Origin of the sequence: Terrabacter sp. Root181 (genome assembly GCF_001428505.1) — a bacterium.
GTDB lineage: Bacteria > Actinomycetota > Actinomycetes > Actinomycetales > Dermatophilaceae > Terrabacter.
The window spans coordinates 120,794-139,767 of record NZ_LMHU01000005.1; the positions used below are offsets into that span (position 1 = coordinate 120,794).

General features: G+C 72.3%; 20 protein-coding genes. 13 read left to right on the forward strand and 7 right to left on the reverse strand.

Going from position 1 to position 18,974, the window contains the following annotated elements:
• Nucleotides 1-3 precede the first annotated feature (3 nt).
• From ASD90_RS09445 to ASD90_RS09455, 3 genes are read left to right on the forward strand one after another with little or no spacing between them, the layout of a single operon-like run.
• Nucleotides 4-891: a MoxR family ATPase gene (locus ASD90_RS09445; RefSeq protein WP_056755070.1), complete on the forward strand. Its 888-nt coding sequence runs from the start codon at nucleotides 4-6 to the stop codon at nucleotides 889-891.
• Complete coding sequence (locus ASD90_RS09450; RefSeq protein WP_056755073.1) at nucleotides 888-2,021, forward strand: VWA domain-containing protein; 1,134 nt, start codon at nucleotides 888-890, stop codon at nucleotides 2,019-2,021. The genes ASD90_RS09445 and ASD90_RS09450 overlap by 4 nt, the downstream gene beginning before the upstream one ends.
• A complete protein-coding gene (locus tag ASD90_RS09455) occupies nucleotides 2,014-3,180 on the forward strand; it encodes an XdhC/CoxI family protein (RefSeq protein WP_056755075.1) in 1,167 nt (388 codons plus the stop codon). Before ASD90_RS09450 ends, ASD90_RS09455 begins: the two co-directional genes overlap by 8 nt.
• On the opposite strand, the gene ASD90_RS09460 is transcribed toward ASD90_RS09455, so the two are convergent.
• Complete coding sequence (locus ASD90_RS09460; RefSeq protein ID WP_056755078.1) at nucleotides 3,169-4,110, reverse strand: NAD(P)-dependent oxidoreductase; 942 nt, start codon at nucleotides 4,108-4,110, stop codon at nucleotides 3,169-3,171. The two genes, ASD90_RS09455 and ASD90_RS09460, sit on opposite strands and share 12 nt — an antisense overlap.
• Nucleotides 4,111-4,228: 118 nt before the next feature.
• Here ASD90_RS09460 and ASD90_RS09465 point away from each other — a divergent pair, with 118 nt between their 5' ends.
• Nucleotides 4,229-5,149: an RNA polymerase sigma-70 factor gene (locus tag ASD90_RS09465; protein WP_056755080.1), complete on the forward strand. Its 921-nt coding sequence runs from the start codon at nucleotides 4,229-4,231 to the stop codon at nucleotides 5,147-5,149.
• Nucleotides 5,150-5,214: 65 nt separating this feature from the next.
• On the opposite strand, the gene ASD90_RS09470 is transcribed toward ASD90_RS09465, so the two are convergent.
• Nucleotides 5,215-5,715, reverse strand: a complete 501-nt coding sequence (locus ASD90_RS09470) for a PaaI family thioesterase (protein ID WP_056755082.1) — start codon at nucleotides 5,713-5,715, stop codon at nucleotides 5,215-5,217.
• Between the two features lie 84 nt (nucleotides 5,716-5,799).
• Here ASD90_RS09470 and ASD90_RS09475 point away from each other — a divergent pair, with 84 nt between their 5' ends.
• From ASD90_RS09475 to ASD90_RS09490, 4 genes are all read left to right on the forward strand, one after another.
• Nucleotides 5,800-6,537, forward strand: coding sequence for a FadR/GntR family transcriptional regulator (locus ASD90_RS09475; RefSeq protein ID WP_082588607.1), 738 nt, complete (start codon nucleotides 5,800-5,802; stop codon nucleotides 6,535-6,537).
• On the forward strand, nucleotides 6,537-7,364 hold the full coding sequence (locus ASD90_RS09480) for a sterol desaturase family protein (protein ID WP_056755085.1): 828 nt from the start codon (nucleotides 6,537-6,539) through the stop codon (nucleotides 7,362-7,364). The genes ASD90_RS09475 and ASD90_RS09480 overlap by 1 nt, the downstream gene beginning before the upstream one ends.
• 110 nt (nucleotides 7,365-7,474) lie before the next feature.
• Entirely contained in the window at nucleotides 7,475-8,044 is a 570-nt protein-coding gene (locus ASD90_RS09485) for an NADPH-dependent FMN reductase (RefSeq protein WP_056755087.1), read from the forward strand.
• A 194-nt stretch (nucleotides 8,045-8,238) separates the two neighbouring features.
• Complete coding sequence (locus tag ASD90_RS09490) at nucleotides 8,239-9,033, forward strand: trypsin-like serine protease (protein WP_056755090.1); 795 nt, start codon at nucleotides 8,239-8,241, stop codon at nucleotides 9,031-9,033.
• A gap of 211 nt (nucleotides 9,034-9,244) precedes the next feature.
• Here the strand turns inward: ASD90_RS09490 and mgrA are convergent, their stop codons facing one another.
• A complete protein-coding gene (mgrA, locus tag ASD90_RS09495) occupies nucleotides 9,245-10,288 on the reverse strand; it encodes an L-glyceraldehyde 3-phosphate reductase (protein ID WP_056755092.1) in 1,044 nt (347 codons plus the stop codon).
• Nucleotides 10,289-10,496: 208 nt separating this feature from the next.
• Here mgrA and ASD90_RS09500 point away from each other — a divergent pair, with 208 nt between their 5' ends.
• The 4 genes from ASD90_RS09500 to ASD90_RS09515 are packed head-to-tail and all read left to right on the forward strand — an operon-like array spanning nucleotide 10,497 to nucleotide 15,136.
• Nucleotides 10,497-10,979: a (2Fe-2S)-binding protein gene (locus tag ASD90_RS09500; RefSeq protein WP_056755095.1), complete on the forward strand. Its 483-nt coding sequence runs from the start codon at nucleotides 10,497-10,499 to the stop codon at nucleotides 10,977-10,979.
• Nucleotides 10,976-13,477: a xanthine dehydrogenase family protein molybdopterin-binding subunit gene (locus ASD90_RS09505; RefSeq protein WP_056755097.1), complete on the forward strand. Its 2,502-nt coding sequence runs from the start codon at nucleotides 10,976-10,978 to the stop codon at nucleotides 13,475-13,477. Before ASD90_RS09500 ends, ASD90_RS09505 begins: the two co-directional genes overlap by 4 nt.
• Entirely contained in the window at nucleotides 13,474-14,331 is an 858-nt protein-coding gene (locus tag ASD90_RS09510) for a xanthine dehydrogenase family protein subunit M (protein ID WP_056755100.1), read from the forward strand. The genes ASD90_RS09505 and ASD90_RS09510 overlap by 4 nt, the downstream gene beginning before the upstream one ends.
• A 7-nt stretch (nucleotides 14,332-14,338) precedes the next feature.
• The gene (locus tag ASD90_RS09515; protein ID WP_056755103.1) at nucleotides 14,339-15,136 is read left to right on the forward strand and encodes an SRPBCC family protein; all 798 of its coding nucleotides are present in this window, start codon (nucleotides 14,339-14,341) and stop codon (nucleotides 15,134-15,136) included.
• A gap of 75 nt (nucleotides 15,137-15,211) precedes the next feature.
• Here ASD90_RS09515 and ASD90_RS09520 read toward each other — a convergent pair whose 3' ends face one another.
• Nucleotides 15,212-15,823, reverse strand: coding sequence for a class F sortase (locus ASD90_RS09520; RefSeq protein ID WP_056755106.1), 612 nt, complete (start codon nucleotides 15,821-15,823; stop codon nucleotides 15,212-15,214).
• 86 nt (nucleotides 15,824-15,909) lie between these two features.
• Complete coding sequence (locus tag ASD90_RS09525) at nucleotides 15,910-16,644, reverse strand: hypothetical protein (RefSeq protein ID WP_056755109.1); 735 nt, start codon at nucleotides 16,642-16,644, stop codon at nucleotides 15,910-15,912.
• A gap of 246 nt (nucleotides 16,645-16,890) precedes the next feature.
• On the opposite strand from ASD90_RS09525, the gene ASD90_RS09530 reads away from it, so the two are divergent.
• Nucleotides 16,891-17,553 carry an SDR family oxidoreductase gene (locus ASD90_RS09530; protein WP_056755112.1) on the forward strand — a complete coding sequence of 221 codons (663 nt, stop codon included), beginning with the start codon at nucleotides 16,891-16,893 and terminating at the stop codon, nucleotides 17,551-17,553.
• A 42-nt stretch (nucleotides 17,554-17,595) separates the two neighbouring features.
• Here the strand turns inward: ASD90_RS09530 and ASD90_RS09535 are convergent, their stop codons facing one another.
• Together ASD90_RS09535 and ASD90_RS09540 are read right to left on the reverse strand one after the other, a co-directional pair.
• Nucleotides 17,596-18,543 carry an ornithine cyclodeaminase family protein gene (locus ASD90_RS09535; RefSeq protein ID WP_056755114.1) on the reverse strand — a complete coding sequence of 316 codons (948 nt, stop codon included), beginning with the start codon at nucleotides 18,541-18,543 and terminating at the stop codon, nucleotides 17,596-17,598.
• Nucleotides 18,543-18,872 (reverse strand): hypothetical protein, encoded by a 330-nt coding sequence (locus ASD90_RS09540; protein ID WP_056755118.1) that lies wholly within the window; start codon nucleotides 18,870-18,872, stop codon nucleotides 18,543-18,545. Before ASD90_RS09540 ends, ASD90_RS09535 begins: the two co-directional genes overlap by 1 nt.
• Nucleotides 18,873-18,974: the final 102 nt, after the last annotated feature.

The window sequence follows — 18,974 nt, forward strand, 5'->3', positions numbered from 1 at the left end:
GGAATGGATCACCTGTTCACCAGTGCCGACGACGTCACAACCGCCCTGGGCGGCACGGGCTACCTCGCCGACGAGGCGCTCGCGACGGTGACCTTCCTCGCGACCCGGCTGAACCGGCCGATCCTGCTCGAGGGCGAGCCTGGCACCGGCAAGACCGCCCTCGCCGAGGCGCTCGCCCAGTCCCTCGACCTCAAGCTCATCCGCCTCCAGTGCTACGAGGGCATCGACGCGACGCAGGCCCTCTACGACTGGGACTTCCCGCGCCAGATCCTGCACCTGCGCACCGTCGAGGCCCTGAGCCGCGAGGAGCACCACGACGCCAAGGCCCTCGAGGCCGAGCTCTTCGACGAGCGCTTCCTCCTCGCCCGCCCCGTGCTCCAGGCCCTCCGCGAAGCCCCGTGCGTGCTGCTCATCGACGAGATCGACCGCGCCGACGACGAGTTCGAGGCCTTCCTCCTCGAGGTCCTGAGCACGTGGCAGGTGACGATCCCCGAGCTCGGCACCGTCAGCGCCGCCACCCCGCCGATCGTCGTCCTCACCTCCAACCGCACCCGCGAGCTGCACGACGCGCTCAAGCGCCGCTGCCTCTACCACTGGATCGACCACCCCGGCCTGGCCCGCGAGCTCGAGATCGTGCGCACCCGGCTTCCCGAGGTCAGCGCCGCGCTCGCCGAGCAGGTCGTCACCCTCGTCCAGCGCCTCCGCTCCTCGGGCGAGCTCATCAAGCCCCCGGGTGTCGCCGAGACGCTCGACTGGGCGCGCGCCCTCGAGACCGTCGGCGCCACCCGCCTCGACGCCGAGGTCGCCGCCGCCACCCTCGGCGCCGCCCTGAAGTACCGCGAGGACTCCGAGAGGATCCGCGCCTCGCTCGACAAGCTGCTCACCGCATGACCCTGCCCACCGCCGACACCACCCAGCCCCCGGCCGAGCCCGACGTCGACGAGCTGCTCCTCGGCTTCGCCCGCGCCCTGCGCGCCGCCGGCGTCAACGTCACCGCCGACCGCGAGCGCACCTTCCTCATCGCGGCGGCCACGGTTGGCATGGGGGAGCGCGCCGGCGTCTACTGGGCCGGCCGCTCGACGATGACGAGCACCCCCGCCGACTTCCCGGCATACGACGAGATCTTCGAGCGCTGGTTCGGCGGCGAGTCCATCACCCGGGGACGCCGCGTCGACATCCAGCGCCCGCCCGTGCGCCAGGCGACGCTCGACAGCGGCGAGGGCGAGGCCGGCGACGGCGACACCGACAGCGTCCAGGCCCGCGCGAGCGCGCAGGAGGTGCTGCGCCACCGCGACATCGCGACCCTCAGCGCCGCTGACCGCGCCGCCGCCGCACGCCTCTTCGCCTCCCTCGACCCGCGCTCGCCCCTGCGCCGCGCCCGTCGCCACGTCCGCGCTAGGAGCGGCACCGTCGACGGCCCGGCCACCCTCCGGGAGCAGCTGCGGCGGATGGGCGAGCCCGGTCGCATCCACCACCGCCGCCGCGGCACCCGCCCACGCCGCATCGTCCTGCTCATCGACGTCTCCGGCTCCATGAGCCCGTATGCCGACAGCCTCCTCCGCCTCGCCCACGTCTTCGTGCGCACGGTGCCCCACGTCGAGGTCTTCACCATGGGCACCCGCCTGACCCACGTGACCCGGGCGCTCGCCGAGCGCGACCCCGACCGCGCGCTAGCCGCCGCCGGACGCGTCGTCCCCGACTGGTCCGGCGGCACCCGCCTCGGCGAGGCGATCGGCGCCTTCCTCGACCGCTGGGGTCGGCGCGGTATGGCCCGGGGCTCCGTCGTCGTTGTCTTCTCCGACGGCTGGGAACGTGAGGGTCCGGAGGTGCTCGGTGAGCAGATGCGCCGGCTCGCCGCCCTCTCGCACCGGGTCGTGTGGGCCAACCCGCACCGCGGGAAGGCCGGCTACGAGCCGGTGCAGCAGGGGATCGTCGCGGCCCTGCCGCACATCGACGACTTCGTCGCGGGGCACTCGCTCGCGGCGTTCGAGGAGCTGATCGAGGTGGTGGCCCGTGCGTGAGGTGATGGACGAGCTGATGCAGTGGTGGTCGGCCGGCGAGACCGTCGGCGTCGGCACCGTCGTCGGCACGTGGCGCTCGGCGCCGCGCCAGGCAGGCGCCTCGATGCTCGTCGGCCCCGGCGGCGAGGCTGTCGGCTCCGTCTCCGGCGGCTGCGTCGAGGGCGCCGTCTACGAGCTGAGCCAGGAGGTCGTCGAGACCGGCAGGCCCGTGCTCCAGCGCTACGGCGTCAGCGACGACGACGCGTATGCCGTCGGGCTGACCTGCGGGGGCATCCTCGACGTCTTCGTCGAGAAGGTCTCCCGCGAGACGTTTCCCGAGCTCGGCGACGTCGCCGCCGAAATCGCGGCGGGCCGGCCCGTCGCCGTCGTCACCGTCATCGAGCACCCCGAGCCCTCGTGGGTGGGGCGCCGCGTCGTCGTGCACCCCGAGGCCGACGGCGACGACGAGGACACCTCCGTGCTCGGTTCGCTCGGCAGCGGGCGCGCGGACGATGCCGTACGCGACGACGCCCGAGGCCTGCTCGCCCAGGGCCGCTCGGCCATCCTCACCTACGGCCCCGACGGGGAGCGTCGCGGTGAGGGGATGCGGGTCTTCGTCGCCGCGCACGCGCCGAAGCCGCGGATGCTCGTCTTCGGCGCCATCGACTTCGCCGCCGCCGTCGCGCGGGTGGGGAGCTTCCTCGGCTACTACGTGACGGTGTGCGACGCCCGGCCCGTTTTCGCGACGAAGACGCGTTTCCCCGGCGCCGACGAGGTCGTCGTCAAGTGGCCGCACGACTACCTCCAGAACGAGGTCGACGAGGGCCGCATCGACAGCCGCACCGTCATCGCCGTGCTCACCCATGACCCGAAGTTCGACGTGCCGCTGCTCGAGGTCGCGCTCCGTCTGCCCGAGGTCGCCTACATCGGCGCCATGGGCTCGCGCCGCACCCACGAGGACCGGCTCGAGCGGCTGCGCGAGGCCGGCCTCACCGACGACGAGCTGGCCCGGATGAGCTCACCGATCGGGCTCGACCTCGGCGCCCGCACGCCCGAGGAGACTGCCGTCTCGATCGCCGCCGAGATCATCGCGCTGCGGTGGGGCGGCGCCGGCGAGCGGCTCGCCGCCACCGAGGGCCCGATCCACCACCACCATCCCGCGCACGACTCAGAGCCCTGAGGCGAAGCCCTCGCGCCAGGTGGGGTACCGCAGCTCCCAGCCGAGCTCGGCCTTCGCCTTGGCGTTCGACGACCCGCGTGCGGCGGTCATGAGGTTGACGCCGTGCCGTCCGATGAGCGGCCGCGCCAGCCAGACGGGGATCCGCCGCGGCGGCTTGGCTCCGAGCGCCTCGGCCAGTGCGGGGAGCCACTCCGCGACGGGAGCCGGCTCGTCGTCGACGATGTTGTAGAGGCCGGGACGGCCCCGCTCGACCGCGGCCACGGTGGCCGAGGCGGCGTCCACGACGTGCACGAAGCCCCACTGCCCCTCGCCACGACCGACGATGGGGAGCTTGCGCTTCAGGACGATGTCGATGAGCCCCTCCTCCCCACGGGCGACGCCGGTGCCCGGCCCGTAGAGCCCGCCGTAGCGCAGCACGAGCCCGTCGAGGTCGGTCGCCCCGCCCACCGCCTCCTCCACGTGGCGGATCGCCGCGAGTGTCTCGACGGCCTCGGGCGCCGGGTCCGGGTCGAGGCCGGCCTGCTCGTCGGCGAGCGGCCCGTCCACCCGGGCATTGGTCCAGCCGGTGAAGCTCTGGGCGACCACCCGTCCGACGCCGTGCTCGCGCGCGGCCTCGAGGAGGTGGTCGGTCCCCTCGGTGCGCAGCCGGTTCGTCACGGCGAAGTCGCGGTCGAAGTGCTTGGGGTCGATGCCTCCGCCGAGCGAGGTCAGCTGGTGCACGATGACGTCGGGCTTGGCCTGCTCGACCGCGGCCAGCACCGAGTCACGGTCGAGGCCGTCCATCCGCAGCGGGGCGACGCCCCGTGCCTCTAGGGTGGCGAACTGTGCTTCGTGGCGGGTCGTGCCGACGACCGTGTGGCCGGCCTCGACGAGCTGCGGCCCGAGCGTCGTGCCGATCGCTCCGGTGGCGCCGCACAGAAGTACGCGCATGGTCCTGCTCCTGTCCTGGGAAGGTGTTTCCTGCTGTTGCCCCCTCCGACGAGGCAGCCGGTCCGGTTGTGACAGCCCCGCACCGCCACGGGCCCTCCGGCGGTGGAATCCTTGGCAGGTGACCGACCTGGCCCAAGCGCACGACGACCTGCGGCCGCTGATGTTCTCCATCGCGTACCGGATGCTCGGGAGCGTCGCGGAGGCGGAGGACGTCGTGCAGGACGCCTTCCTCAAGATGCACCGCGCCCTCGCCGAGGGCACCGAGCTCGACTCGCCCGACGCGTACGCGACGACGGTGACGACGCGCCTCGCCATCGACACGCTCCGCTCCGCCCGGGTGCGCCGCGAGGAGTACGTCGGGCCCTGGCTGCCGGAGCCGCTCGTCCCCGAGCGCGCGCCCGACCCCGCGTCCCGGTTCGAGCTCGAGGACTCCGTGTCCGTGGCGATGCTCGTGCTGATGGAGTCGCTGTCGCCCGTGGAGCGGGCTGTCTTCATCCTCCGCGAGACCCTCGGCTACGACTACGCCGAGATCGCGGCCGTCGTCGGCCAGTCGGAGGCCACCTGCCGCCAGCACTTCTCGCGCGCCCACAAACGTCTCGGCGCCGGCCCGCGGTTCGAGGCGTCGCAGGAGCGACGTGACGAGCTCGCGGCCGCCTTCCTCGGGGCCGTCCAGGGCGGCGGGCTCGAGGACCTCGAGCAGCTGCTCGCGGACGACGTCGTCTTCTACGGCGACGGCGGGGGCAAGGCCCCGGCCATCCGCACACCGATGCACGGCTCGGTCGCCGTCGCCCGGTTCCTGCTCGGCCTGGTCCGCCGCGGCGGCCCGGCGGGCGTGTCCCTCCAGCCCGCCCATGCGAACGGTGGCCCGGCAGCGCTGACCATCGGCCCCGACGGCGCGCTGCTCGGGGTCCTCACCATCGAGGTCGCCGACGGACGGATCATCGCGCTGCACAACCAGATCAACCCCGACAAGCTCCAGCACCTCGGTCGCGTCGGCGACCTGAACGCCCTGATGCGCGAGGGGACGACGCCCGCCTGACGGCGCCGGATCACACGGGCGTGCGGACCGTGCGGCCCGGCTCCTGGCGGCGCCGGCCTCCGCTGTCAGGGACGCGGGCGCCAGCGCTTCCAGACGGCGGTGGCCTGCGCGCGCACCTTGCCGTCGAAGCGGAGCTCCACCTCGACCCTCATCTGCGGCTCGTCCGACTCGACGACGGTGCCGAAGAGCTCGACCTGGTCGTGCAACGGCGCCGGACGCAGGTAGCGCACGTCGAGCCCGGCCGTGACGTAGGAGAGGTCGGCCCCCGGCAGCGGCGGCCAGCCCCGGCGCTGGGCCTCGAGCATGACGGCGGCCGCGCTGTGGCAGTCGAGGACCGTGCCGATGATGCCGCCGTTGAGGTAGCCGAGCCCGTTGTCGTGCTCGGGCCACGGCATGAACGCCGCGACGACGCCCTCACCCGCGCCGTCGCCGACCGGGTAGCTCTTGAGCTGCAGGCCCTTCGTGTTGCCCGGCCCGCAGCCGAAGCACGGGAGGTTCGGGTAGAGCCGCTCCTGGATGCTGAGCGCGGCGGTGTCTGCATCGGCGGCGACGTCGGTGTCCGGCATGCGCCCAACCTACAAGCGAGCCCGTGGCACCAAATTGGTCCAACCTCTTGATGAGTTGATGTCTCCGGTGTCATCCTCGTCCCCATGAGTCAGAGTGGGTTCACCCCGGTCGCGCGTCGGTCGGTGTCCGACGAGGTCTTCGCCGAGCTGCGCGACGCCGTGCTCACGGGCCGCTTCCAGCCCGGCGACGCGCTGCCGCCCGAGCGCGAGCTCGCCGCCTCCTTCGCCGTCAACCGGCACGCGGTGCGCGAGGCCCTCCAGCGGCTCCAGGTCGCCGGCTTCGTCCGCGTCGTCCACGGCGGCGGCACCACGGTGCTCGACGTGCGCAGCAGCGCCGGCCTCGACCTGCTCGCCCACCTCGCCCGCTCGGGCGAGGGGCTCGACCCGATGATCCTGCGCGACGGGCTCGAGATGCGCCGCTGCATCGGCATCGAGGCGGCCCGCATCGCGGCCTCCCGCGCGACGGACGAGGCGCGGGCGCGCGTGGTGGCGGCAGCGGCGGCATACGGCTGTCCCGACATCGACGACGCCGACCGCGACTTCTGGCTCGCCGTCGTCGAGGCGAGCGGCAACCTCACCTTCCGGCTCGCGCTCAACTCGCTCGTCCACGCCATCGACGGCAGCCCCGAGGTCATGGACGCGCTGCTCGCCGCCGACCGCGCCGACCTGCTCCCGCACGCGCCGCTCGCCGCCGCCATCGCCGCCGGTGACGCCGCCGGTGCCGCGCGGCTCGCCGACACGATCCTCACCCAGGCCGTCGACGTGTGGGCCTCGCTCACCGACGACGGACGCACGCTCGGCCCGATGACCAAGGGGGCGTGATGGTCGACATCATCCTCACGGCGATCCCCTTCTTCATCGCCTTCATCGTCATCGAGGTGCTCTCGCTGTGGCTGGCGCCCGACGACGACGAGGTGGGCTACGAGGTCCGCGACACCGTCACCAGCCTGACCATGGGCATCGGGAGCGTCGGCGTCGGCATCGTCTACAAGGCAGCCCAGCTCGTCGTCTACGCCGCGTTGTATGCCGTGACGCCGCTCCGCCTCGACACCTCGCTCTGGTGGGTGTGGGTCGTCATCTTCTTCGCCGAGGACCTCGCGTACTACTGGTACCACCGCGCCCACCACGAGGTGCGCATCCTCTGGGCGAGCCACGTCGTGCACCACTCGAGCCAGCGCTACAACTTCTCGACGGCGCTGCGCCAGACGTGGACGCCCTTCGGGGGCATCCCGTTCTGGGCGCCGCTGGCGCTCCTCGGCGTGCCGGTCTGGGCGATCTTCCTCCAGCAGTCGATCTCGCTGCTCTACCAGTTCTTCCTCCACACCGAACGCGTCGGGAAGCTCTGGCGCCCAGTGGAACTCGTCATGAATACGCCCTCGCACCACCGCGTGCACCACGGCATGAACAACGCCTACCTCGACCGCAACTACGGCGGCATCCTCGTCATCTGGGACCGCCTCTTCCGCTCGTTCGAGCCCGAGGGCGAGCGGGTCGTCTACGGCCTGACGAAGCAGCTGCGCACCTACAACCCGCTCGTCGTCGCCACCCACGAGTACGCGTCGATCTGGGCCGATGTGCGCGCCGCCCGCCGGTGGCGCGACCGCTGGGGCTTCGTCTTCCGCGGCCCCGGCTGGCAGCCCCGCACCTGACCGAGCCGACGGCGGCGGCAGGCGCGGGGCCGCCACGGGCGGACGGGCTGCGCTGGCCGTCGCGGGTCGAGGGAGGCGACACTGGAGGTCCCCGAGCGAGGAGGACCATCGTGAGCACGTACCAGGTCGGCTACTTCGTGGGCAGCCTGTCATCGACCTCGATCAACCGGACGCTGAGCCAGGCGTTGATCCGGCTCGCGCCGTCGGACCTCGAGTTCACGGAGATCCCGATCGGCAACCTGCCGCTCTACAGCCCGGACTTCGACAGCGACTACCCCGCCGAGGCCACGGCCCTCAAGGAGGCCATCGCCGCCTCGAGCGCCGTCCTCTTCGTGACGCCCGAGTACAACCGCTCGATCCCCGGCGCCCTGAAGAACGCCATCGACTGGGCGTCACGCCCCTGGGGCCAGAACTCCTTCAACCACGTGCCGGCCGCCGTCATCGGGGCCTCTCCCGGCCAGATCGGCACGGCGCTCGCCCAGCAGAGCCTGCGTGGCGTGCTGAGCTTCTGCAACGCCCGCCAGATGACCGCGCCCGAGGCCTACCTCAGGCTCGCGCCGGGGGCGATCACCGACGACGGCGACGTCACCGACGAGTCGATGAGGACGTTCCTCACCGACTTCATGCGGGAGTTCCGCGACCACGTCGAACGCGTCCTCGCGGTGCTGCCCCGCTCCTGAGCCCCGTTCCCGGCCGGGGCCCGTTCCCGGCCGCGGCCCGTGCGGACCGCACGCGCGCCCGGTGGCACCCGGCGGCATACGGCCTCGGGTCCGTCGGGCGAAGCGGCCCACGCGGCCGGTGCGGCGGGTTACCGTGGCCAGACCTCGGGGAAAGTGCCGCGCCATGAGCGCGCCCGCCCTCGAAAGGTCACTCCATGAAGAAGATCTGGTTCGCGCTCGTCGCGGCCCTCGCCCTCGTGCTCGGCGCCTCGGCCCCGGCCGGCGCCGTCACCGACGGGACGCTCGACGGCAACGGCCACCCGTACGTCGGGCTCATGGTCGCCCAGGACGCCGCCGGCAACCCGCTGTGGCGCTGCTCCGGCACCCTCCTCAGCTCGACGGTCTTCCTCACGGCGGGCCACTGCACCGAGGCGCCCGCCGCCCACGTCGAGATCTGGTTCCAGGCCGACGTCGAGAACGGCCGTCCCGGCAACGGCTACCCGAACACGGGCCAGGTCGGCGGCACGCCGCACACCATCCCGTCCTACGACCCCGACGCGTTCTTCCTCCACGACGCCGGAGTCGTCGTCCTCGACACGCCGATGGCCATGCCGGCCTACGGCGCCCTCCCCACGGCGAACCAGCTCGACGCCCTCAAGCCGCGCCGGTCGACGACGTTCACGTCGGTCGGCTACGGCCTGCAGAAGGCCTTCCCCGACGCCGCCGCGTCGAAGGAGCTGGCGCTGCGCATCCGGATGGTCGCACACCCGCACCTGCTCCAGATCAACACCGGCTTCACCGGACCCCAGTCGCTGCTGCTGTCGAACAACGCCAACACCGGAGGCACGTGCTTCGGTGACTCCGGCGGCCCGAACTTCCTCGGCGACAGCAACGTCGTCGCAGGCGTGACCTCGTTCGGCATCAACTCGACGTGCGGCGGCACCGGCGGCGTCTTCCGCGTCGACCGTCCCGACGTCCTCGAGTTCGTCCAGGGCTACCTCGGCGACTGAGGTCCCCAGGTGGGCGACCGCTGCTGCGGAACCACCTGCGTATGCCGTGACGCCGGCTTCGCTCGGAAGCTGCTCCGTTCTCGGGAGCAGCTTCCGAGCGCGCATGGCGCGTCGGCCTACGACAGTGCTGCACGTGGTGCAGCAGTGACGTAGCGGTCGGTGGCGGGACCGCGGCGACCCGCGGTCCCGGCCACACGGCATACGCCGTCGGTCAGTGCGTGCTCGACGTCTTCCAGAGGTTGATGCCGCCCTCGACCGCGTGCTGGTCGATCCGGTCGAGCTCCTCGGTGCTGAAGTCGAGGTTGTCGAGCGAGCCGAGGCTGTCCTCGAGCTGGGCGACCGACGAGGCGCCGATGAGCACCGACGTGACGCGCTGGTCCCGCAGGATCCACGCGAGCGCCATCTGGGCGAGCGACTGACCGCGCGCCTGCGCCATCTCGTTGAGGGCACGGATGTGCGTGAGGTTCTGCTCGGTCAGCAGGTCGGTCGAGAGCGACTTGTCCTGCGAGGCGCGCGAGCCCGCGGGGACCCCGTTGAGGTACTTGTCGGTGAGCATCCCCTGCGCGAGCGGGCTGAAGGCGATGCAGCCGACGCCCTCCTCGCCGAGCACGTCGAGCAGGTCCTCCTCGACCCAGCGGTTGAGCATCGAGTAGCTCGGCTGGTGGATGAGCAGCGGCGTGCCCATGGCGCGCAGGATCTCGACGGCCTCCTTGGTGCGGGGACCCGAGTAGGAGGAGATGCCGGCATACAGCGCCTTGCCCTGGCGGACGGCCGTGTCGAGCGCGCCCATCGTCTCCTCGAGCGGCGTCGTCTCGTCGAAACGGTGGGAGTAGAAGATGTCGACGTAGTCGACGCCCATCCGCGCCAGCGACTGGTCGAGCGAGGACAGGACGTACTTGCGGTTGCCGCCGCCCTGGCCGTACGGGCCCGGCCACATGTCGTATCCGGCCTTCGTCGACAGGATCAGCTCGTCGCGGTAGCGCTTGAAGTCCTGCGCGTAGATCGCGCCGAAGTTGCGTTCGGCACTGCCGTAGGGCGGCCCGTAGTTGTTGGCGAGGTCGAAGTGCGTGACGCCGAGGTCGAAGGCGCGACGGAGCGTCGCGCGCTGGCGGTCGAGGGGGACGTCGTCGCCGAAGTTGTGCCACATCCCGAGCGAGACGGCCGGCAGGTCGAGCCCCGAACGGCCCGTGCGGCGGTAGGTCATCGAGTCGTAGCGGCTGCGGAGGGCCTGGTAGTCGTCGGCGTGAAGAGTCATGCCGACAGTCTCGTCCGTGGCCCGCGCGACGCCAAAGTGGCGCCCGTCGCGGCGCCCTTCGTCGAGCCCTTCGGGGGACCCCGCTGGGGATCGGCTGCGGGATGTTGAGGGTTCTCCCGGTTGCCCTTGTGAAGTAGTTGAACCCGAGTAAGACTCAGCCTGGGGAAGTCAACGATGTCAACTGCAGCGTGGCAGGAGGACCGACAGCATGACCCGTATCAATGTGACCGTCGACGGGGTGAGCTACTCCGACGAGGTCGAGCCCAGGACCCTTCTGGTCCAGTACCTTCGCGAAAGCCTCGGTAAGACCGGAACCGTCATCGGATGCGACACGAGCAACTGCGGTGCCTGCACCGTGCACCTCGACGGGACGAGCGTGAAGTCCTGCAACGTCCTCGCCGTCCAGGCGGACGGCCACGAGGTGACGACGATCGAGGGGCTCGCCGTGGACGGCGAGCTCCACCCGGTTCAGCAGGCCTTCCACGAGTGCCACGCCCTCCAGTGCGGCTACTGCACCCCCGGCATGATCATGCAGGCGTGTGACGTCCTCAAGAACAACCCCGACCCCAGCGAGCAGGAGATCCGCGAGGGTCTCGAGGGCAACCTCTGCCGCTGCACCGGCTACCACAACATCGTCAAGGCCGTGCAGCAGGCGGCGACCTCGATGAGCTCGCAGGCGGTGTCGTCATGACCATCACCGAGGACCGCGCGGCCGACGCCCCGACACCCGAGATCGGCAGGGCACGCACCCGCAAGGAGGACCAGCGCCTCATCACCGGCCGCACCCGCTGGACCGACAACATCCAGCTGCCCGGCATGCTGCACCTCGCGATGGTGCGCAGCCCCTTCGCCCACGCCACCATCAGCGCGATCAACACCGACGAGGCGAAGGCCGCGTCTGGTGTCCTCGCGGTGTTCACGGGGGAGGACCTCAAGGACATCCAGGGCGTCAACATCACGGCGTGGCCGATCAGTGCCGACCAGAAGACGCCCGACCACCTGCCGGTGGCCGTGTCCCACGTCGCGCACGCCGGCGAGATCGTCGCCGTCGTCGCGGCCCGCAGCTCCGCCGAGGCGCGTGATGCCGCCGAGCTCGTCGACGTCGACTACGACGAGCTGCCGGCGGTCCTCGACCTCAAGCAGGCGGCCACCGACTCGGTCCTGGCCCACCCCGGCCTCGGCACGAACACGAGTGCCACGTGGCAGCTCGACTCGGCCTCCGGCGGCACCGGCGGCGACATCGAGGCGGCCATCGCCACGGCCCGCGAGGGCGGAATCGTCATCGAGCGCGAGTACCGCCAGCAGCGCCTCATCCCGGCCTTCATGGAGCCCCGTTCCACGGTGGTCGACCCCACGGGCGAGCAGGTGACGATGTGGTCGGCGACCCAGGTGCCGCACGTCCTCCGCTTCTGCATCGCAGCCACCACCGGACTGCAGGAGTCGAAGATCCGCGTCATCGCCCCCGACGTCGGTGGTGGGTTCGGCGGCAAGCTGCAGACCACCCCGGAGGAGTTCGCCACGCTCGCCGTGGCGCGCAAGCTCGGCAAGCCCTGCAAGTACACCGAGACCCGTTCCGAGACGATGGTCTCCGGCCACCACGGCCGGGACCAGTGGCAGAAGCTCACCCTCGCCGCGGAGAAGGACGGCACGGTCACCGGGCTCAAGGTGGAGCTCATGGCCGACCTCGGGGCCTACGCGGCCCTCGTCGGCGGCGGCGTGCCGGTGCTCGGCGCGTGGATGTTCAACTCGATCTACAAGTTCGCCGCCTACCAGTTCAACGTCACCACGTACTACACGAACAAGACGTGGGTCGATGCCTATCGCGGTGCCGGTAGGCCCGAGGCGACGTACGGCATCGAGCGCCTCATGGACGAGCTCGCCGTCGAGGTGGGGGTCGACCCGCTCGAGATCCGCGAGAAGAACTGGATCAAGCACGAGGAGTTCCCCTTCACCACGGTGGCGGGCATGACCTACGACTCGGGCAACTACGAGGCCGCGACCGCCAAGGCGAAGGAGCTCTTCGGCTACGACGAGCTGCGCGCCGAGCAGCGGCGTCGCCGCGAGAGCAACGACCCGGTCCAGCTCGGCATCGGCATCTCGACGTTCACCGAGATGTGCGGTCTCGCCCCGTCCCGCATCCTCGGCGTCCTCAGCTACGGGGCCGGCGGCTGGGAGAGCGCGAGCATCCGCATGCTCGCCACCGGCACGGTCGAGGTCGTCACGGGCTCGTCCGCTCACGGGCAGGGCCACGAGACGGCGTGGAGCCAGATCGTCGCCGACCGGCTCGGCGTCCCGTTCGAGGACATCGAGGTGCTCCACGGCGACACGCAGATCGCGCCCAGGGGCATGGACACGTACGGCTCACGCTCGCTCGTCGTCGGGGCCGAGGCGGTCATCCGCGCAGCCGACAAGGTCATCGAGAAGGCAAAGCCGATCGCGGCCCACATGCTCGAGGCCAGCGTCGACGACATCGAGTTCTCGGCAGGGCGCTTCGGTGTCAAGGGCACCGACAAGAGCGTCAGCATGCCCGAGGTGGCCCTCGAGACGTGGACGTGCCACAACCTCCCCGACGGCATCGAGCCCACGATCGACGCCGACGCGACGTTCGACCCCAACACGTTCTCCTTCCCGCACGGCACCCACCTGTGCGCGATGGAGGTCGACACCGAGACCGGGGCGACGACGATGCGCAAGTACGTCTGCGTCGACGACATCGGCAACATCGTCAACCCGCTCATCGTCGAGGGTCAGGTCCACGGCGGCCTCGTCCAGGGCATCGCGCAGGCCCTCTGGGAGGGTGCCGAGTACGACGACCAGGGCACGCTCGTCACGGGCTCGTTCGTCGACTACACCCTGCCGACGTCCGCCGACACGATCAGCTTCATCACCGACCACACGACGTCACCGTCGACGACGAACACGTTGGGCACCAAGGGAGTCGGCGAGGCGGGCACGATCGCCTCGACACCAGCCGTCGTCAACGCGATCGTTGATGCGGTGCGCAGCTTCGGCGTCAACGACATCCTCATGCCGTGCACCCCCGAGCGGGTGTGGAAGGCCATCCAGAAGGGGGGGGCCGTCCCGGTCGAAGGTGAGCGCGACGCGCAGCCGCACTTCGACGAGGGTGCGCCCAACCAGGACCCCGGGGCCGCGAGTCCCGAGTCCGCGAGCGAGGGGAGCCAGTCATGATCCCGGCCCAGTTCGACTACCTGGCCCCCTCGACCGTCCAGGAGGCCATCGCGGCGCTCGCCGAGCACGGCGACGACGCCAAGGTCCTCGCGGGTGGGCAGTCGCTGCTGCCCATCCTGCGCATGCGGCTCAACGCCCCAGGGGTCGTCATCGACCTCGGGCGCATCGCCGAGCTCCAGGGCGTCTCCGAGGACGGTGACCACCTCGTCATCGGAGCCATGACGACGTATGCCGCCGTGCTCGCCTCCGGGGCCGTGTCCACCCACGCGGCCCTGCTGTCCAAGGCGATCGCGACCGTGGCCGACCCGCAGATCCGCCACCGCGGCACCATCGGCGGCGCGCTCGTGCACGCCGACCCGGCGGGCGACGTCGGGGCGCCGGCGCTCGCGCTCGAGGCCGAGCTCGTCATCGCGGGCGCGGACGGCTCGACCCGCACCGTCGCGGCGGAGGACTTCTTCGAGGACCTCTTCACGACGGCCGTCGGCGAGGGCGAGCTGCTGACACAGATCCGCGTGCCGAAGCACACCGGCTGGGGCGCGCACTACGAGAAGTTCGTCCGGGTCAGCCACCAGTGGTCGATCGTCGGCGTCGCGGCCACGGTGCGCAGCGAGGGCGGCTCGATCGCCGAGGCCCGCGTCGGGCTGACCAACATGGGCTCGACGCCCCTGCGGGCCCGCTCGGTCGAGGAGGCCCTCGTCGGGCAGCCCGCGACCGACGAGGCGGTCCGTGCGGCCGTCGCGTCTGTAGCCGACGGCACCAACCCGCCCTCCGACCTCAACGGTGACTCCGACTACCGCAAGCACCTCGCCACCGTGCTGACGCGGCGCGCGGTCCTCGCCGCGGCAGGAGCGTGATCGCCGGATGGACCTGACGCACTCCTTCACCGTCCCGACCTCGGTCGACGACGCGTGGGCCCTCTTCATGGACCTCGAGCGCGTCGGCGGCTGCTTCCCCGGGGCGACCGTGACGGAGGTGACCGACGACGGCTTCTCCGGCACGGTCAAGGTCAAGCTCGGGCCGATCGCGCTCGTCTACTCCGGGTCGGGCTCGTTCGTCGAGCGCGACGACGCGACGCACCACGCCGTCATCGAGGCCAAGGGCAAGGACAAGCGGGGCAACGGCACGGCCGGCGCCACCGTGACGATCACCCTGAGCCCCGACGGTGACGGCACCCGCGCCGACGTCGTCACCGACCTCGCCGTCACCGGCAAGCCGGCCCAGTTCGGCCGGGGCGTCATGCAGGACGTGTCCGACAAGCTCCTGGGCGCCTTCGTGGCCTGCATCGAGAAGCAGCTGACCGGTCCGGCGGACGAGCCGGAGGCCGCCCCGGCGGCGGCCGGCGCGGCGGCCGGCTCGTCGGCCGGCTCGTCGGCTGGGGCTTCGGCCGGCGCTTCGGCGGGCTACGTCGAGACGGGGTCCGACGCGCTCGCCGCAGACACCGGTCCGCAGGTGGGTGTCACGACGGCGGCGCCGGCACCCGCTGCGGCGGCACACACGCCGCCGCCCCCGCGCCGGGTCCCGGCCTCTGTCGAGGAGGACGCCCCCCTCGACCTCGGGTCGGCCGTCATGCCCGTGCTGATCCAGCGGTATGCCGGTTACGCAGCGGCTGCCGCCATCGGGGTCGTCATCGGTTGGCTCATCGGTCACCGGGGCGACTGACGCAGCACGTGCAGCAGGCCCGGTCGCGCTCCCGACCGGGCCTGCGGCGCGTTCCGGGCGGCCCGTCACCCACCGTCAGTCGTGGAGCGGCGAAGCGACCAGGACGGTGATGTCGTCGTAGTCCTCGCGGGTCGCGTCCCACAGGCCGCCGCACGTGGCGAGGAAGAGACGCTCCGGTCCGCTGCGGTCGTAGAGGTGCTCGGACGCGACGATGCGGGGGTAGTCGCGCTGGGCGTCGACGGCGGGCCACACCCGGTCGACCCGGTACGAGCAGACCGAGCCGTCCTGCTGCACGGTCTGCACGAGCTGCCCGGCCTGCGCTCGCGACGGGAAGTCCTCGCCGAAGACGGCCGACCCGTCACGGTAGGTGTGGCCGTCGAGCAGGACGGTGCCGGCGCCGCTGCCCGGTTGAGGACCGTCCGCGTACCAGCCGATCCGGCTGATGTCGGTGGGGTTGCCGAGTCGCAGTGTCCCTGCGGTCCCGGCGGCTCCGGCCGCGGCGTCGGTCTCGAGCCCGATCCGCTCGACCGCCGCGTCCACGCCGAGGTCGGGATAGACGACGCGGTGGGGCGGCCCGGGTCGGCACGTCGGCCCCGTGGCCCGGGCGATGGGCGTACGCGGCGGTGGCGGCGCGGAGCGCGCGGCCAGGTCGGCGGCAGCGAGCGGTCTGGCGAGCAGGAACCACACCGCTACGCAGGCCAGTGCCGCCGCGACGAGCGGGACGACCGCGCGGCCACCGGGCGCGCGGTCGTGCGCCCGGTGACGCCCGGTGATCAGTCGGCCTCGACGACGCGGCGTCGGCGGCGGCTGCGGGCACCGAGCAGGCCGCCGGCCACGGCCAGCAGACCGACACCGACGAGCACGTCGGCCGAGCCGGAACGCTGCGCGACCTGACCCATCCCGCCGGTGTCGGGTGCGGCGTCGCCCATCGCGGGGACGGGTGCGAGCGCGAGGGTCGTGGCGGGCGAGGCCGCTCCGAGCCCGGTCGCGGCCGTCCCCGTCGGGGTGGGGGTGCCCGTGCCCACCGCCGTCGACGTGGCGCGCGGGTCGCCGGGGACGGTGGTCGCGGGTGCGGTCGGGGTGGCCGGAGTGGTTGGGGTGGTCGTGGTCGCCGGGGTCGTCGGCGTCACGGTGCCCGGTCGGCTCACGCCACCGAACCCGCCCACCTCGTCGGCTGCAGGGCAGTCCGTCGCGGGTGCCTGTGCGTCGAGCGAGACCACGACAGAACGGAACTGGCCGTCCGAGAACGCGTCGCCCAGCTGGGGCGCGACGCCCCGGTCGTTCGTGAGTGACGCAGCATCCACGTGGATCGGGTTCTTGCCGCGCTTGAGGACCTCGTCCACACCGGGCTTCTGGACGTACTTGCAGACCCACACCTGGTGCGGGTCCCCGGGCGTCGCCGACGCGGCCTGGACGCCGAGGGTGGCGGCGCCGGCCGTGGCGAAGGCTGCGACGAGGAGGAGGGTGACGGCGCGTGACGGCGCGACGACATGGGTGGATCGGGTCATCAGTGAGAGTGCTCTCGTGGAGGGCGGCGTGACCGGGTCGGGTCACGAGCCGCGAGTTGTGGAGGGTGTTGTGACACAGAGGAACTCGGTGACCGTGAGGGTGGTCGGTGAACCATGGCGAGGGCGTGTGGCGCCTCAGCCGTGGGAGAACATACACGACCTCGCCGCCGTGGCGGGGGTGGAGGATTGTCACCTTTTGCACCGGCGCCCGACGCACCATCGCCGCCACTCTGCGATGGTGGATGCATGTCCCACGTCATCATCGTCGGCGGCCACGGCAAGGTCGCCCTGCTCGCCGCCCCGCTCCTCGTCTCCGACGGCCACGACGTCACCTCCGTGGTCCGCAACCCGGAGCACGTCGCCGCCGTCGAGGCGACCGGTGCCACGGCGGCCGTGCTCGACGTCGAGCACGCCACGACCGAGCAGATCGCGGAACTCGTGCGCGGGAGCGACGTCGTCGTGTGGTCGGCCGGCGCCGGCGGCGGCAGCCCCGAGCGGACGTATGCCGTCGACCGCGACGCCGCGATCCGCTCGATGGACGCCGCCGCACAGGCCGGGGTCGAGCGCTACGTCATGGTGTCCTACTTCGGCGCCGGGCCCGACCACGGCGTGCCCGAGGACAGCTCCTTCTACCCGTACGCCGAGGCCAAGACCGCGGCCGACGAGCACCTCCAGGGCACCGCCCTCGCATGGACCATCCTGCGCCCGAGCGGACTGACCACCGACGCGGCCACCGGCCACATCGCCGCCGGTCAGGACATCGTCGCTGGCACGGTGTCGCGCGACAACGTCGCCCACGTGATCCGTGCGGTCGTCGAGCACCCCGAGTCGACCGCCCGCCGCATCCTGCCCTTCAACGACGGCTTCCAGCCCATCGGCGACGTCGTCGCCGCCACCCCCTCCGCCTGACCCCCACTCCCACTCGAGTGCGGTGGCGGGCCTACTCGAGTGTCAGGGGCGGGCGAGGTGTTCGGCGATGACGAGGTCCTGCCACGCCATGCCGACGCTCTTGAAGACGTTGGGCCGGTCGCTCGCCCGCTCGACCCGGCCGAGCACGAGGTCCGCGAGCGTGTGGACGTCGGCCCAGTCGAGGGCGCCCTGCGCGGCTGCGAGGATGACGTCGCCGGCCTCACGGTGCGCCGTCCCGATGTCCTCGACGACGACGAGCGAGCGGCCGAGCAGCCCCGACCCGAGCTCACGACGGTGCGGCTCGTGCGAGCCGATGGCAACGACGCACGCCCCGTCGGCCACCCAGTCGTCGTCGAGCACCGGCGTCGCCGCCGACGTGGCCGTCACGACGACCTGCGCCTCGCGCACGGCCGCCTCGACCTGTGGGTCGTCGACCGTGATGCCGCGCGTGCTGAGCCGGTGCGTCGTCGCGAGCCCGGAGATCCGTTGCGCGGTCGCGCGGGCGGCGTCGCCCCGCCGACCGACGACCGTCACCGACGACGTCTCCCGGATGGCGAGCAGCGCCTCCGCGTGACCGAGCGCCTGGGGCCCGCTCCCGAAGATGACCGCGGACCCGACCTCGGCCGGGGCGAGCGCGTCCATGGCCACGGCGGACACGGCAGGGGTGCGCAGCGACGTGACCGCCGTGCCGTCGATGAGGACCGACGGCGTCAGGGTGTCGGCGTCGAGCAGGATGTAGAGCGCCTGGATGCGCTCGAGGCCGCGGGCCGGGTTGCCCGGCGCGACCGAGACGACCTTGACGCCGGCCACGCGGCCCTTTGTAGCGGGCATGACGAGGAGCTGGCCGTCGGCGACGCCCGCGACCATCCGGGCCGGGTCCGACGCTGGATCGAGACCGTCGGCGAGCTCGCAACGGATGAGACGCCGGGCACGGTCGGGCGAGACGATCCGACGGACCGCGGCGGCGTCGACCCAGCGCGGCTGCTGCATCAGCCCTCGCCCGCGCCGGCCCGGGCGCGTGCGACCCGCTCGGGGTCGCCGGCCGCCTCGACGACGGTCGCGAGGTGGGCGCGCAGCTGCTTGGCGAGAGACCACTGGGTGACCTCGTGGGTGATCGAACGCACCCAGCCCGGGTCGACGGCATACGCCAGCGTCAGCACGACGAGGGTGCCGTCGTCCTCGGCGTCGAAGCGCCACGTGAAGGGTTCCGGGGTCAGGTGCGGGGCCAGCCGGAGCGTCGGCTCGCCCACCGACCCGGCCAGCGCGCGGGCGACGGGCGGCGGGAGGGGGACGTGGACGTCGGCACTGACCTGGGGCACTCCTCGACTGTAGGGGCCGACCCTGCGAGCCGCTCGCGCGGGCTGCGCGCCGGGGCGCCGTTCCACGCATGTGCGTGCGGGCACTCCCGGGACGTAGGCTCA

Excerpts from the sequence above, each read along its gene's own strand:
- ASD90_RS09480 (WP_056755085.1), top strand. The coding sequence starts at position 6,537 with ATGGTCGACATCATCCTCACGGCGATCCCCTTCTTCATCGCCTTCATC.
- ASD90_RS09475 (WP_082588607.1), top strand. The coding sequence starts at position 5,800 with ATGAGTCAGAGTGGGTTCACCCCGGTCGCGCGTCGGTCGGTGTCCGAC.
- ASD90_RS09445 (WP_056755070.1), top strand. The coding sequence starts at position 4 with ATGGATCACCTGTTCACCAGTGCCGACGACGTCACAACCGCCCTGGGC.
- ASD90_RS09460 (WP_056755078.1), bottom strand. The coding sequence starts at position 4,110 with ATGCGCGTACTTCTGTGCGGCGCCACCGGAGCGATCGGCACGACGCTC.
- ASD90_RS09500 (WP_056755095.1), top strand. The coding sequence starts at position 10,497 with ATGACCCGTATCAATGTGACCGTCGACGGGGTGAGCTACTCCGACGAG.
- ASD90_RS09530 (WP_056755112.1), top strand. The coding sequence starts at position 16,891 with ATGTCCCACGTCATCATCGTCGGCGGCCACGGCAAGGTCGCCCTGCTC.
- ASD90_RS09535 (WP_056755114.1), bottom strand. The coding sequence starts at position 18,543 with ATGCAGCAGCCGCGCTGGGTCGACGCCGCCGCGGTCCGTCGGATCGTC.
- ASD90_RS09450 (WP_056755073.1), top strand. The coding sequence starts at position 888 with ATGACCCTGCCCACCGCCGACACCACCCAGCCCCCGGCCGAGCCCGAC.
- ASD90_RS09525 (WP_056755109.1), bottom strand. The coding sequence starts at position 16,644 with ATGACCCGATCCACCCATGTCGTCGCGCCGTCACGCGCCGTCACCCTC.
- ASD90_RS09470 (WP_056755082.1), bottom strand. The coding sequence starts at position 5,715 with ATGCCGGACACCGACGTCGCCGCCGATGCAGACACCGCCGCGCTCAGC.
- ASD90_RS09490 (WP_056755090.1), top strand. The coding sequence starts at position 8,239 with ATGAAGAAGATCTGGTTCGCGCTCGTCGCGGCCCTCGCCCTCGTGCTC.
- mgrA (WP_056755092.1), bottom strand. The coding sequence starts at position 10,288 with ATGACTCTTCACGCCGACGACTACCAGGCCCTCCGCAGCCGCTACGAC.
- ASD90_RS09515 (WP_056755103.1), top strand. The coding sequence starts at position 14,339 with ATGGACCTGACGCACTCCTTCACCGTCCCGACCTCGGTCGACGACGCG.
- ASD90_RS09505 (WP_056755097.1), top strand. The coding sequence starts at position 10,976 with ATGACCATCACCGAGGACCGCGCGGCCGACGCCCCGACACCCGAGATC.
- ASD90_RS09510 (WP_056755100.1), top strand. The coding sequence starts at position 13,474 with ATGATCCCGGCCCAGTTCGACTACCTGGCCCCCTCGACCGTCCAGGAG.